Origin of the sequence: Streptomyces sp. NPDC000983 (assembly GCF_040299205.1) — a bacterium.
GTDB lineage: Bacteria > Actinomycetota > Actinomycetes > Streptomycetales > Streptomycetaceae > Streptomyces.
In genome coordinates this window covers 1-13,371 of sequence record NZ_JBEPBM010000044.1, presented here as the reverse complement: position 1 = coordinate 13,371, position 13,371 = coordinate 1, and the positions used below count along the sequence as shown (strand labels likewise).

At 73.3% G+C, this 13,371-nt stretch carries 15 protein-coding genes; 12 read left to right on the top strand and 3 right to left on the bottom strand.

All coding sequences use genetic code 11. The features are described 5' to 3' along the window. Positions 1–31 precede the first annotated feature (31 nt). Positions 32–430: a VOC family protein gene (locus ABT296_RS32870; protein ID WP_351932797.1), complete on the top strand. Its 399-nt coding sequence runs from the start codon at positions 32–34 to the stop codon at positions 428–430. Between the two features lie 37 nt (positions 431–467). Here ABT296_RS32870 and ABT296_RS32865 read toward each other — a convergent pair whose 3' ends face one another. Together ABT296_RS32865 and ABT296_RS32860 are read right to left on the bottom strand one after the other, a co-directional pair. Further along, positions 468–1,139 carry a DUF6597 domain-containing transcriptional factor gene (locus ABT296_RS32865; protein WP_351932795.1) on the bottom strand — a complete coding sequence of 224 codons (672 nt, stop codon included), beginning with the start codon at positions 1,137–1,139 and terminating at the stop codon, positions 468–470. A 2-nt stretch (positions 1,140–1,141) separates the two neighbouring features. After that, on the bottom strand, positions 1,142–2,107 hold the full coding sequence (locus ABT296_RS32860) for an AraC family transcriptional regulator (protein WP_351932793.1): 966 nt from the start codon (positions 2,105–2,107) through the stop codon (positions 1,142–1,144). Between the two features lie 99 nt (positions 2,108–2,206). Between ABT296_RS32860 and ABT296_RS32855 the strand changes: the two genes are divergently transcribed. Beyond that, complete coding sequence (locus tag ABT296_RS32855) at positions 2,207–3,061, top strand: Rossmann-fold NAD(P)-binding domain-containing protein (RefSeq protein WP_351932791.1); 855 nt, start codon at positions 2,207–2,209, stop codon at positions 3,059–3,061. Between the two features lie 18 nt (positions 3,062–3,079). Here the strand turns inward: ABT296_RS32855 and ABT296_RS32850 are convergent, their stop codons facing one another. Then, the gene (locus ABT296_RS32850) at positions 3,080–4,231 is read right to left on the bottom strand and encodes a YihY/virulence factor BrkB family protein (RefSeq protein WP_351932789.1); all 1,152 of its coding nucleotides are present in this window, start codon (positions 4,229–4,231) and stop codon (positions 3,080–3,082) included. Between the two features lie 100 nt (positions 4,232–4,331). Here ABT296_RS32850 and ABT296_RS32845 point away from each other — a divergent pair, with 100 nt between their 5' ends. The 10 genes from ABT296_RS32845 to ABT296_RS32800 all read left to right on the top strand — a co-directional run. After that, positions 4,332–5,966, top strand: coding sequence for an acyl-CoA dehydrogenase family protein (locus ABT296_RS32845; protein ID WP_351932787.1), 1,635 nt, complete (start codon positions 4,332–4,334; stop codon positions 5,964–5,966). A gap of 255 nt (positions 5,967–6,221) precedes the next feature. Next, a complete protein-coding gene (locus ABT296_RS32840; protein WP_351932785.1) occupies positions 6,222–7,511 on the top strand; it encodes a helix-turn-helix domain-containing protein in 1,290 nt (429 codons plus the stop codon). A 291-nt stretch (positions 7,512–7,802) separates the two neighbouring features. Beyond that, a complete protein-coding gene (locus tag ABT296_RS32835; RefSeq protein WP_351932783.1) occupies positions 7,803–8,966 on the top strand; it encodes a hypothetical protein in 1,164 nt (387 codons plus the stop codon). Between the two features lie 17 nt (positions 8,967–8,983). Further along, positions 8,984–9,556, top strand: a complete 573-nt coding sequence (locus ABT296_RS32830; protein WP_351932781.1) for a GNAT family N-acetyltransferase — start codon at positions 8,984–8,986, stop codon at positions 9,554–9,556. Positions 9,557–9,681: 125 nt separating this feature from the next. After that, positions 9,682–9,765 (top strand): putative leader peptide, encoded by an 84-nt coding sequence (locus ABT296_RS32825; RefSeq protein ID WP_310887545.1) that lies wholly within the window; start codon positions 9,682–9,684, stop codon positions 9,763–9,765. Between the two features lie 128 nt (positions 9,766–9,893). Then, the gene (locus ABT296_RS32820; protein ID WP_351932779.1) at positions 9,894–11,591 is read left to right on the top strand and encodes a nitrite/sulfite reductase; all 1,698 of its coding nucleotides are present in this window, start codon (positions 9,894–9,896) and stop codon (positions 11,589–11,591) included. Continuing rightward, positions 11,588–11,767, top strand: coding sequence for a hypothetical protein (locus tag ABT296_RS32815; protein WP_351932777.1), 180 nt, complete (start codon positions 11,588–11,590; stop codon positions 11,765–11,767). Before ABT296_RS32820 ends, ABT296_RS32815 begins: the two co-directional genes overlap by 4 nt. Beyond that, a complete protein-coding gene (locus ABT296_RS32810; RefSeq protein WP_351932775.1) occupies positions 11,764–12,474 on the top strand; it encodes a phosphoadenylyl-sulfate reductase in 711 nt (236 codons plus the stop codon). The genes ABT296_RS32815 and ABT296_RS32810 overlap by 4 nt, the downstream gene beginning before the upstream one ends. After that, a complete protein-coding gene (cysC, locus tag ABT296_RS32805) occupies positions 12,471–13,046 on the top strand; it encodes an adenylyl-sulfate kinase (protein WP_502977387.1) in 576 nt (191 codons plus the stop codon). Before ABT296_RS32810 ends, cysC begins: the two co-directional genes overlap by 4 nt. Further along, a partial coding sequence (locus tag ABT296_RS32800; protein ID WP_351932771.1) for a phosphoadenosine phosphosulfate reductase domain-containing protein occupies positions 13,043–13,371 on the top strand: 329 nt, incomplete at its 3' end. The genes cysC and ABT296_RS32800, both read left to right, overlap by 4 nt.

The following is a 13,371-nucleotide window of genomic DNA, read 5'->3' as shown; positions in this document are numbered from 1 at the left end:
CGTCGGCTCCCCCGGTGTCTACGGTGACCGCATGACTCCACGATTCGACGCCATCGGCCTGGTGGTCTCCGACATGGCCGCCGCCGTCGCCTTCTACCGCAGCCTCGGGTTCGACTTCCCGGAGGGGAGCGAGCGGGAGCCGCACGCCGAGGCCCCACTGCCCGGCGGGACCCGGCTGATGCTGGACACCGAGGAGCTGGTCAAGTCCCTGCACCCGGACTGGCGGCCGCCCGCCGGCGGCCGGCACTCGCTGGCACTGCGCTGCGACGACCCGGCCGAGGTGGACCGGGTGTACGAGGAGCTGGTGGGCGCCGGCCACCACGGTGAGCTGAAGCCGTGGGACGCGTTCTGGGGCCAGCGGTACGCGGTCGTGCAGGACCCGGACGGCCACGGCGTCGACCTGTTCGCCCCGCTGCCCCCGGCGGCCTGAGCGCGCGGCCCTGGGGCGCGGCCCTTGGGCACCGCCCCTAGGTTCCGCCCAGCAGAACCCCCAGCGGCACCCCGGCCAACTCCTTCACGTCCCGGGCCAGATGGGCCTGGTCGGCGAAGCCGGCCCGGGCCGCCGCCTCGGCGAAGGGCACCCCCGCGCGGGCCAGTTCCAGGGCGCGGCAAAAGCGCAGGATGCGGGCCAGGGTCTTGGGTCCGTACCCGAAGGCGGCGAGCGAGTGCCGGTGCAACCGGCGTGCGCCGAGGCCGAGTTCGTCGGCGGTGGCGGCGACGGGCCGTCCCGCGGCGAGGGCGGCGACCAGGCGCCGCAGCGCCGGGTCCGGCTCGGGGGCGCGTTCCAGCACGGCGGACTCCAGCGCGGTGGAGAGGTCGGCGGCGCCCGCGATCCGGTCCCGCAGCCGGCGCGCCTCGGCGGCGGGCCACAGTTCGGCGAGGTCGACGCGCCGGTCGCGCAGTTCGTGCGCGGGCACGCCCAGGAAGGCGGGCGCGCCGCCCGGGCCGAAGCGCACCCCGAACCAGCGGCCGGCCTCGCCCTCGGTGGAGTGCGCCCGGGTGTCGGGCCCGGCGACGATCAGCCGGTCCTCGTGCCAGAGCAGATCCATGCAGCCGTCGGGCAGGACCCGCCCGTCGCCGGAGGACGTGGTCGTCCACACCACGGCGCCGGGCAGCCGGGACGGCCGTTCCCCGTACACGGCTAGGGCCCTTCCGAGGGAGCAGAAGGACCCTGGGCCCCCCTCACCCGGTGTTCCTGCGGGCTCACCCCGTACACCCGTTTGAAGGCGCTGGACAGGGCGAAGGCGCTGCCGTAGCCGACCCGGCGGGCGATGGCGTCGAGGGTGTCGTCGCAGTCGCGCAGGGCGTCCGCCGCGAGCGCGAGCCGCCAGCCGGTGAGGTAGGTCATCGGCGGCTCCCCGACCAGCTCGGTGAACCGGCGGGCGAGCGCCGCCCGGGACACGCCCGCCTCGGCCGCCAGCGCCGACACGGTCCAGGCGTGGGCCGGATCGTCCTGCACCAGCCGCAGCACCCGCCCCACCACCGGGTCGGCGAGCGCCCGGTACCAGGCGGGGGCGGCCGCCTCGGGCCGGGAGAACCAGGCCCGCAGCGCCGCGATGACCAGCAGGTCCAGCAGCCGGTCCAGGACCACTTCCTGGCCCGGTTCGTCGCGGACGATCTCCTCGGCCAGATACGGGGTGAGCGGGCAGTCCCACACGTCCCGGGTGAGCGTCAGCAGCGGCGGCAGCGCGTCCAGCAGCCGTCCGCCGACCTCGCCCTGCCACAGGTAGGTGCCGATCAGCATCACCGCGGAGCCGTCGAGCCGGTCGCCCCAGGTGCGCACGCCGAGATCCATGACGCCGTTGAGGGAGCGGCCGTCGGGGTAGCGGCACTCCCCGCCGGGCAGGATCAGCGCCTGCGGCGGGGTGCCGGGGTCGTCGGCGCAGGTGTACGGGTCGGGTCCGCGCGCGATGGCGAGGTCCCCGGGGCCGATGCGCACCTTCTCGCCCGTGTCCGGCACGATCCACGACTCGCCGCGGACCATGAGCATCACGGTGAGCGGGGCCCGGTCCTCGATGCGTACCGCCCAGGGCGGGTCGAAACAGGCGCGGATCATGAAGGCGCCGCGGGCGCGGGGTCCCTCCAGCAGCCCGGCGATTGCGTCCATGGCGCCAGCGTAGACGTGCGCGTTCAGCGTAGACGCGCGCGTATGGGATTGAGCCGCTCGGCGATGGGCCGGAGCGACCCGCGGCCGTTGACTGGGGACATGACGAACACGACAGCGGAAGCAGAGAACACGACGGCCACGACCGTGGTGGTGACCGGGGCCTCGGGGCGGACCGGCAGCCGGGTGGCGCGGGCGGTGCGGGCGGCCGGTCTCGGGGTGCGGGAGGCGACCCGGTCCACGGGGTTCGACTGGGAGGACCCGACGACCTGGGCGGCGACCCTGCGCGGGGCCGACGCCGCCTATCTGATGTACCCCACCGACATCGGCTCGCCGGCCGCCGCCGAGGGCGTGGGCGCGCTGGCCCGGGAGGCGGTCGGTCTGGGCGTAGGGCGGCTGGTGCTGCTGTCGGCGCGCGGGGAGGACCAGGCGCTGCCGGCCGAGGAGGCGCTGCGGACGTCCGGCGCGCGGTGGACGGTGGTGCGGGCGGCGTGGTTCGCCCAGAACCTCAGCGAGGGTCCGCTCGCCGGTGAGCTGTGCGAGAGCGGCGGGCTGGTCTTCCCGGCGGGCGAGGTTCAGGAGCCGTTCGTCGACGTACGGGACATCGCGGACGTGGTGGCCGCGGTGCTGACCGCCGGGGACCGGTACGCGGGGCGGACGGTGGAGCTGACCGGGCCGCGGCTGCTGTCCTTCCGCCGGGCGGTCGAGGAGGTGGCGGCGGCCACCGGGACCGCGCTGACGTACACGCCGGTGCCGGCGCGGGCGTACGGGGAGCGGCTGACCGGGTTCGGGATCCCGCCGGAGGAGGCGGAGTTCCTGGTGGAGGTCTTCGAGACCCTGCTGGACGGCCGTAACGCCCGGCTCACGGACGGGGTGCGGCAGGTGCTGGGCCGTGCGCCCCGGGACTTCGCCGACTTCGCCCGGGAGGCCGCGGCGGAGGGGGCCTGGAAGGGGTGAGGCGCGGCGGCCGGGCGGTCAGTCGCCGTCCGGCTTGCGCGGCGGGTGCGTGCTCTTCACATGGGTGCGCAGCCGGGAGGAGAGGTCCTCGGGCGGCAGGAAGCGGGACCAGCGTTCGGGGAACTCCGAGGGCATGTCGGGGTCGTCCGGGTCGTCGGGGTCCTGGGCGGCCTCGCGGTGGGCGGTGGCGCGGGCCACGTACTCGGCGACCTGGGCCTCGCGCAGCCGTTCGTTGGCGGCGCGGGCCGCGGCCGTGGCGGCGGCCGGCCAGACCCGGTCGATGGCGGCGTTGACGGCGGCCCCGACGAGCACGGCGAACGCGGAGACGCCGATCCACAGCAGGACGGCGACGGCGGCGGCGAGGGAGCCGTAGATGGTGGCGCCCTCGACGGTGTTGGTGAGGTAGATCCGCAGCAGGAAGCTGCCGAGGACCCACATGCCGAGGGCCACCAGGGCGCCGGGCACGTCCTCGATCCACGGGGAGCGCACGGGGACCGAGACGTGGTAGAGCGTGGTGAGGAAGGCGATGGACAGCACGATGACCACGGGCCAGTACAGGACCTGGACCAGCGTCTCCGACCAGGGCAGGACGTTCAGCACCGCGTCCGGGCCGGCCACCATCAGCGGCAGCGCGATCGAGCCGATCACCAGGGCGACCAGGAAGAGCACGAAGGCGACCAGCCGCGTCTTGACGATCCCGCGGACCCCGTCCAGGCCGTACATGACGGTGATCGTGTCTATGAAGACGTTCACCGCGCGGGAGCCCGACCACAGGGCGAACAGGAAGCCGATGGAGATGACGTCGGGGCGGCCGCCCTTCATGACGTCGTCGAGGATCGGCTGGGCGATGTCCCGCACGCCCTTGTCCGACAGGACCGTGCGGGACGCCTCCAGGAGGTTGGCCTCCAGGCTGGTGATGGTCTCGGTGCCGGTCCAGTCGTCGACGTAGCCGAGCAGTCCGATCATGCTCAGCAGCAGCGGGGGGACGGAGAGCAGCGTGAAGAAGGCCGCCTCCGCCGCGAGCCCCAGGATCCGGTACTCGATGCACGAGTTGACGGTGTCCTTCAGCAGCAGCCAGGCGGTCCTGCGCTTGGAGACGTTCCGGTAGAGGGCACGCGCCCGGTGGAGACGGCCGGAGGGCCGCTCGGAGGATTCACTTGCTGGCTGCACGACCTAACGTTATCCGCCGTACGGCCCGCTTCCGTCCCGCCCCGGGGGCGGGAGCGTCGGTGCGGTCACCGGGCCGGCACGGAGCGGTAGGTTCGCACGCATGGACGGCACCACCCACACCGTGACGAATCAGCCCCCGCCCCTGGTCGGCTACGACGTGTACAGCGCCGACCGGGCGCTCACCTCGGCGGTCGAACGGCATCTCGGCCCGGGTCCGCTCGACGAGGCGCGCCGGGAGCTGTCGGCGCTGGGGCGGTCGGCCGGCTCGGCGCAGCTCCAGGAGTGGGGGGCGCTGGCCAACGAGAACCCGCCCGGCCTGCGCACCCACGACCGCTACGGCAACCGGGTCGACGAGGTCGCCTTCCATCCGTCCTGGCACCGGCTGCTCGGCAAGGGGGTCGCGGCGGGGCTGACCTCGGCGTGGAACCGTCCGGGCGGGCATGTGCGGCGGGCGGCGGCGTTCGTGGTGTGGACGCAGGTGGAGGCCGGCACCTGCTGCCCGCTGTCGATGACGCACGCGGCCGTGCCCGCGCTGCGCGCCGAGCCGGACCTGGCCGCCGAGTGGGAGCCCCGGCTGACGTCCACGCTCTACGAGCGGGAGCTGCGGCCCGCCCGGCTCAAGGCGGGTGCCCTGTTCGGGATGGCCATGACGGAGAAGCAGGGCGGCAGCGACGTGCGGGCCAACACCACCGCCGCGCGCCCGCTGCCCGACGGGGAGTCCTACGAGCTGACCGGGCACAAGTGGTTCTGCTCGGCGCCGATGTCGGACGGCTTCCTGGTGCTGGCGCAGGCCCCGGGCGGTCTGACCTGCTTCCTCGTCCCGCGGGTCCTGGACGACGGCACCCGCAACCCGTTCCTGCTCCAGCGGCTCAAGGACAAGCTCGGCAACCGGTCCAACGCCTCCGCGGAGGTCGAGTTCGCCGGGACCTGGGCGCGCCGGGTCGGCGAGGAGGGGCGCGGGGTGCGGACCGTCATCGAGATGGTGGCGGCGACCCGGCTGGACTGTGTGCTGGGGTCGGCGGGGCTGATGCGGCAGGCGGTCGCCCAGGCGGTCCACCACTGCGAGCACCGGCGGGCCTTCGGCGCCCGGCTGGCCGAGCAGCCGCTGATGCGCAACGTGCTGGCCGACCTCGCCCTGGAGTCCGAGGCGGCGACCGCGCTGGGCCTGCGGCTCGCGGCCGCGTACGACGACGGGAGCGAGCAGGAGCGGGCCCTGCTGCGCATCGCGGTGCCCGCCGCCAAGTACTGGGTGACCAAGCGGTGTACGCCGGTGGCGGTGGAGGCCGCCGAGTGCCTGGGCGGCAACGGCTACGTCGAGGAGTCGGGGATGCCCCGGCTGGTGCGGGAGTCGCCGCTGAACTCGGTGTGGGAGGGGGCGGGCAACGTGCAGGCGCTGGACGTGGTGCGGGCGCTGCGCCGGGAGCCGGCCGCGCTGGACGCGTGTCTGCGCGAGATCGGCCTGGCGCGGGGCGCGGACCACCGGCTGGACCGCGCGATCAGGGGGCTGCTGACCGAACTCGCCGATCTGGAGGGCGTCGAGGGCCGGGCCCGGCGGCTGACGGAGCGGCTCGCGCTGGTGCTCCAGGGGTCGCTGCTGGTCCGTTTCGCGCCGCCGGAGGTGGCTGACGCGTTCTGTGCCTCGCGGCTGGGCGGGGACGGGGGCGCGGTCTTCGGGGCGCTGCCGACCGGCCTGCCGCTGAAGGCCCTGGTGGACCGTGCCCGGCCGCTGGGATGACGGTGTGACCTGGGCGGACGCGTTGGCGGGGGTGGTGCTGCGCCGACACGGCACCACCCCCGCGCTGGCCCGTTCGAGGCCGCGAACGCCGCTCGGGACGGCGTTGCTCAAGTTTCAATCAGGCCAAGCGCCACCACCAGGGTTGCAAGAGGTTGCAACTTATTGGCCGCTGTGTGCGGACTGTGCCCCTCCGCGGGGGCGGGGCGTCACCATGAGACGAACAGTCAGGAAGGACCGCGACCGAGGGGAGGAGCAGTGGCGCTGTCACCGATGGACGTGACGCAACTGGCCGCCGTCGACACGGCACGCGCGGCACGGGTGCTGAGCGAGGTGCGCCAGGCCGCGCTCACCGGGCAGCGGGGGCCCCTCGCCCCGCGCCCGGTGATCGAGCAGTCCTGGGGGCGGATGCTGCGCGGCGGGGTCGACCCCGACCACGACTTCCGGGCCGGGCTGCTCTCGCGCGAGGAGGTGGAGCGGCGCCGGGAGGCCAGCCCGCTGCGGCAGGTGCTGCCGGTACTGCGGGAGGGGCTGCTGTCGGTCGCCGACACCGCGCACCACATCATGGTCGTCGCCGACGAGGAGGCCCGGGTGCTGTGGCGCGAGGGCAGCCCGGCGGTGCTGCGCAAGGCCGACGTGCTCGGGTTCGAACCCGGGGCGGACTGGCGGGAGGACGTGGTCGGCACCAACGGCGTGGGCACCCCGGCCGTGGTGCGCCGGCCCGTCCAGGTCTTCGCCTCCGAGCACTTCGTGCGCACGCACGCCAGCTGGACCTGCGCCGGCGCCCCCATCACCGATCCGCGGGACGGCCGGCTGCTCGGCGTGGTGGACGTCAGCGGACCGCTGGAGACCATGCACCCGGCGACCCTGGCCTGGGTGGACGCGGTGGCCAAGCTCGCCGAGGCGCGGCTGCGGGAGGCGCATCTGGCCTCGCTGGAGCGGCTGCGCGCGGTGGCGGCGCCGGTGCTGGCCCGGCTGGCGGGGCGGGCGCTGGCGGTGGACCGGGACGGCTGGTGCGCGGCGGTGACGGGGATGCCGTACGCCGGCCGGATCACGCTGCCCAAGGCGCTGGGGGCGGGCCGCCGGTGGCTGCCGCCGCTCGGGCCGTGCGCGGTGGAGCCGCTGGCGGGCGGCTGGCTGCTGCGGCCCGTGGACGAGCCGGTGCCGGGCGGGCGGACCCGGATCGTGCTGGATCTGTCGCAGCCCCGGCGCCGTTCACTGACGGTGGCCGGGGGCGCGGGCGCGTGGAGTCATGAACTGAGCCCCCGGCACGCCGAGTTGCTCTGCCTGCTGGCCCGGCACCGGGGCGGGCTCGGGGCGTCGGCCCTGGCGGAGGAGGTGTTCGGCGACCCCGGCCGGACGGTGACGGTGCGGGCCGAGATGTCCCGGGTACGGCGTTATCTGGGGGGCCTGCTCGACCATCGGCCGTATCGTTTCTGCGAAGGCGTGGAGATCGAGGTGCTGCGCCCCGAGGACCCCCGCGATCTGCTGCCGCACTCCACGGCACCCGGGGTGGCGGCCTGCCGGAATCCGGGCGCCGGGGCCTGAAGGGCCCGCCCGCGAGGGGCGGTCGGGGCCGCGGGCGCCGGGCTCGGGAGTGCCTCGGGTCGGCCCTCCGAAGCGCCTCGGGAGTGCCTCGCGTTGGCCCTCGCGAGCGCCTCGGGTTCGGCGGCCGGTTCGTCCTCGGGAATGCCTCATGGCGGTGTCTTCCGCATATTTGCGGGGTCTTCGTCCCCGAGCGTGCCCCACTGCCGTAGCATCGCTTACGGGCCACCCCACCTGCTCCTTGGTCAACGCACAGATCAACAGGCGCAGTTGGCCCGCCCTCGGGAGGACGGCATGACGAAGCATCGCGGCAGACACCGCCGGCGCAGAAGGGGCCGTGCGCTGCGCGGAGTGCTGGCCGGGACCGCTCTCGCGCTGACCGCCGCCGCCACCATGATCAGCGTCTCGCAGGCCACCGTCGAGGACGACCCCGGGGCGCTGAAGCCCCTCACCTCCGCCGCCGAACTGGACCCGCTCCGACTGCGCGAGGAGCCGGCGCCCGAGCGCGCCCCCGGCCGCTCCGTCGGCGTCGGCACGGTGCTCGACCACGCCGACCGCACCCTGCGCGACCCCGCCCACTGCACCACCGGCGAGCGCGCCGCCCTGCCGGTGGCGCCCGCCGCCACCCACGCGTACTGCTGGGACGCCGCCGACACCCGCGGCTGGCGGTCCGCCGGAGTGACCACCTCCGGGGACGCCGACGACGACGGCCGCTGGGGCGAGCACCGTGTGGTCCTCTCCGCCTGGTCCACCCCCGGCGCCTCCCGGGTCGCCTTCGTCGACGCCGACGACCTCGACCGGCTCCGCTACACCTGGGTCCTGCTGGCGGCCCCCGCACCCGAGGGAGCCGGCGGCACCGGCCAGCGCGCCCTGCGCCCGGCCGTCTCCGGCCTGGTCTGGTACCAGGACAAGCTGCTGGTCGGCGCCGGCGACGGGGTGTACGTCTACGACCTGCACCAGATCCGGCGCGCCGACGCCACGACCGCCGCGGAGCACGGCACCCGGTTCGTCATGCCGGTGACCGGCGTGTACCGGACGGCCGGGCCGGACCCCGTGGGCCTGTCGCTGGACCGGACGACCTCGCCCGACAGTCTGGTGGCGAGCGGCGAGGGCCTGCTGCGGCGCTATTCGTTCAGCAAGGAGCCGGGCCGCGCCGGGCTCCTCGCCACCGGACTCCCGGCCCAGGCGTACCGCTCGGAGGTCGACGGGTCCGGCGGGGTCCTGTCGTACGGCTCGCACTGGTACGTGACCCAGCCGGCCGAGGAGCGCGGCACGCTCTGGCGGCAGGGCACCGAGGAGGCCCGGCCCACCCGGTGCGGGGCCGAGGAGTCCCACGCCTGCTGGAGCGCGGCGACACCCTCGCTGTCCTACTGGGAGGAGCGGGGCGAGGTCTGGTCCCAGTCGGGAAGGGCCCTGTTCGCGCTGGAGCTGGACGCGATCGACAACGCGCTCGAATAGATGATTCCCTGGGCTTCATGCCCAACATCCCCGTGACCACCTGGTCCCTGGAGCAGACGGACCCCTCCGACCTGCTGCCGGCCGCCGCCCCCGAGGGGGACGTGCGGATCGTCCGCTCCGAGGTCCCTTCCCCCGAGTTCAGCCGCTTCCTCTACTCCGCCGTCGGCGGCGACATCCGCTGGATCGACCGGCTGGGCTGGAGCCACGCACAGTGGCGGGAGCACCTGGAGCGCCCCGGGGTGGAGAACTGGGTCGCCTACGACCGGGGCACACCGGCGGGCTATGTGGAGCTGTCCCCGCAGGACGACGGGGTCGTGGAGATCGAGTACTTCGGACTGGTCCCCGCCTTCCGGGGCCGCCGCATCGGCGGCCACCTCCTCTCCCGGGGCGTCGCCCGGGCCTGGGACCTCGCCGACCGCTGGCCCGGACTGCCGCGGACCGAGCGGGTGTGGCTGCACACCTGCAGCCTGGACGGCGAGCACGCCATGGCGAACTACCAGCGCCGCGGCTTCAAGCTGTTCGACACCAAGGTCGAGGAACAGCCCGAGGTGGCCGCCCCCGGCCCCTGGCCCGGGGCATACCCCGCCTGACCTGCACAAGGCGAGACAACTCCGCCATGTGACCAAGGACACCCTTGTCTCGCTCTATGGGACAAGGGTGTCCGCATCTTGGACGAAGCTGGACTGTGTCCAGAACGCCGTGACACGCTTCCGTCATGCCTGGAACTGGAATTGCCTTGGTGAGTCGGCGGCACGTCGACCTCGGCCGCATGTCCAGCGCCATCTGTCCGGCGCGCTGAGAGCCCCTCCAGCACCGCCCGGCACATCCCCCTTTGCCTGCTTTCCTGCGCAAGGACGCGCACGTTTGCCGTGCCCCCTGTGCGCAGATCAGAGCCGTTTACCCGCCTGTCCCGAAGGACGTAGAACCATGGCCGCCACCCCGCAGAACCCCGCCGCCGCGACTCCTCGCCGCAGGGCGAGCCGTCACCGCGGCGAGGGCCAGTGGGCCGCGGGGCACTTCACCCCGCTGAACGGCAACGAACAGTTCAAGAAGGACGACGACGGTCTCAATGTGCGGACACGCATTGAGACGATCTACTCCAAGCGCGGTTTCGACTCCATCGACCCCAACGACCTGCGCGGCCGGATGCGCTGGTGGGGTCTGTACACCCAGCGCCGCCAGGGCATCGACGGCGGCAAGACGGCCGTCCTGGAGCCGGAGGAGCTGGACGACGAGTACTTCATGCTGCGCGTCCGCATCGACGGCGGCCGGCTGACCACACAGCAGCTGCGGGTCGTCGGTGAGATCTCGCAGGAGTTCGCGCGCGGCACCGCCGACATCACCGACCGGCAGAACGTCCAGTACCACTGGATCCGGATCGAGGACGTGCCCGAGATCTGGAACCGCCTGGAGGCGGTCGGCCTGTCCACCACCGAGGCCTGTGGGGACACGCCCCGAGTGATCCTCGGCTCGCCGGTAGCCGGTATCGCAGCCGACGAGATCATCGACGGCACCCCGGCGATCGACGAGATCCACCGCCGGATCGTCGGCAACAAGGACTTCTCGAACCTGCCCCGCAAGTTCAAGTCCGCGGTCTCCGGTTCCCCGCTGCTGGACGTGGCGCACGAGATCAACGACATCGCGTTCGTCGGCGTGAACCACCCCGAGCACGGCCCCGGCTTCGACCTGTGGGTCGGCGGCGGCCTGTCCACCAACCCCAAGATCGGCGTCCGGCTCGGCGCGTGGGTGTCGCTGGACGAGGTCCCCGACGTCTACGAGGGCGTCATCTCGATCTTCCGTGACTACGGCTACCGCCGGCTGCGCACCCGCGCCCGCCTGAAGTTCCTGGTCGCCGACTGGGGCCCGGAGAAGTTCCGCCAGGTGCTGGAGGACGAGTACCTGGGGCGCAAGCTGACCGACGGCCCGGCCCCGGCCCAGCCCGTCGAGCGCTGGCGCGACCACGTCGGCGTGCACCGGCAGAACGACGGCCGCTTCTACGTCGGTTTCGCCCCGCGCGTGGGCCGCGTGGACGGCGCCACCCTGACCAAGATCGCCGAGCTGGCCGAGGCGCACGGCTCGGGCCGGGTCCGTACCACCGCCGAGCAGAAGATGCTGGTGCTGGACGTCGAGCAGGAGCAGGTCGACTCGCTCGTCGAGGGCCTGGAGGCGCTCGACCTCACCGTCAAGCCGTCCCCCTTCCGGCGCGGCACGATGGCCTGCACCGGCATCGAGTACTGCAAGCTCGCCATCGTCGAGACCAAGGCGCGCGGCGCCTCCCTCATCGACGAACTGGAGCGCCGCATCCCCGAGTTCGACGAACCGATCACCATCAACATCAACGGCTGCCCGAACGCCTGCGCCCGTATCCAGGTCGCGGACATCGGTCTCAAGGGCCAGCTGGTCCTCAACGACCAGGGCGAGCAGGTCGAGGGCTTCCAGGTGCACCTGGGCGGCGCGCTCGGGCTGGAGGCCGGCTTCGGCCGCAAGGTGCGTGGTCTGAAGGTGACGTCGCAGGAACTGCCCGACTACGTCGAGCGGGTCCTGAAGCGGTTCCAGGCCGAGCGCGAGGACGGCGAGCGCTTCGCCGTCTGGGCCGCCCGTGCCACCGAGGAGGCCCTGTCGTGAGCGAGCGGGCCGCCCCCTTCTACTGCCCCTACTGCGGTGACGAGGACCTGCGCCCCAGCGAGCAGGGCCACGGCGCGTGGGAATGCGCGGCGTGCAACCGGGCCTTCCAGCTGAAGTTCCTCGGGCTGCTGGCCCGGGGCGTTCGGCCGACCGAAGCAGGGGGAGACGAGATATGACGACCACTCAGAAAGAGCGCACCGCCGAGGACTTGAAGGCGCTCGCCGAGCAGGCGGGCCGCGATCTGGAGGACGCCTCCGCGCTGGAGATCCTCCAGTGGGCGGTGGACACCTTCGGCCCGCGGTTCTGTGTCACCTCCTCCATGGAGGACGCGGTCGTCGCCCATCTCGCCTCCCGCGCGCTGCCCGGGGTCGACGTGGTGTTCCTCGACACCGGCTACCACTTCCCCGAGACCATCGGCACCCGTGACGCGGTGGAGGCGGTGATGGACGTCAACGTCATCACGCTCACCCCGCGTCAGTCGGTCGCCGAGCAGGACGCCCAGTACGGCCCGAAGCTGCACGACCGCGACCCGGACCTGTGCTGCAAACTGCGCAAGGTCGAGCCGCTGGAGCGCGGCCTGACGGAGTACCAGGCGTGGGCGACGGGCCTGCGCCGCGACGAGTCCCCGACCCGGGCGAACACCCCGGTCGTCGGCTGGGACGAGAAGCGGCAGAAGGTCAAGGTCTCCCCCATCGCCCGGTGGACCCAGGAGGACGTGGACGCCTACGTCACCGAGCACGGCGTCCTCACCAACCCGCTGCTGATGGACGGTTACGCCTCCGTCGGCTGCGCCCCCTGCACCCGCCGTGTCCTCGAGGGCGAGGACGCGCGCGCCGGCCGCTGGGCGGGCAACTCCAAGACCGAGTGCGGACTGCACCTGTGACCACGACCCCGTTTCCGGAGAATCAGGAGAACCACGTGACGACCGGAGCCACCGTCTGGCTCACGGGTCTGCCGAGTGCCGGCAAGACCACCATCGCGTACGAGCTGGCCGGCCGGCTGCGCGAGGAGGGCCACCGTGTCGAGGTCCTCGACGGCGACGAGATCCGCGAGTTCATCTCCGCGGGCCTCGGCTTCAGCCGCGAGGACCGGCACACCAACGTCCAGCGCATCGGCTTCCTGGCCGACCTGCTCGCCCGCAACGGCGTCAAGGCGCTGGTGCCGGTGATCGCGCCGTACGCGGACAGCCGTGAGGCGGTGCGCAAGCGCCACCAGGAGAGCGGGGCCGCGTACGTGGAGATCCATGTGGCCACCCCGGTCGAGGTGTGCAGCGAGCGTGACGTCAAGGGCCTGTACGCCAAGCAGGCCGCGGGCGAGCTGTCCGGGCTGACGGGGGTCGACGACCCCTACGAGGAGCCCGAGACGCCCGATCTGCGCATCGAGTCGCAGAACCAGTCCGTACAGGAGTCCGCGGCGGCCGTGTACGCCCTGCTCAGCGAAAGGGGCCTGGCATGACGACGACCGTCTCCTCGGTCGAGGAGGGCACAAACACCCCGTACGCGCTCTCGCATCTGGATTCGTTGGAGTCCGAGGCGGTGCACATCTTCCGCGAGGTGGCGGGCGAGTTCGAACGGCCGGTGATCCTCTTCTCCGGCGGCAAGGACTCCATCGTCATGCTCCACCTCGCCCTGAAGGCGTTCGCGCCCGCCCCGGTTCCCTTCACGCTCCTGCACGTCGACACCGGGCACAACTTCCCCGAGGTCCTCGACTACCGCGACCGCGCCGTCGCCCGCCACCAACTGCGCCTGCACATCGCCTCCGTCCAGGACTACATCGACCG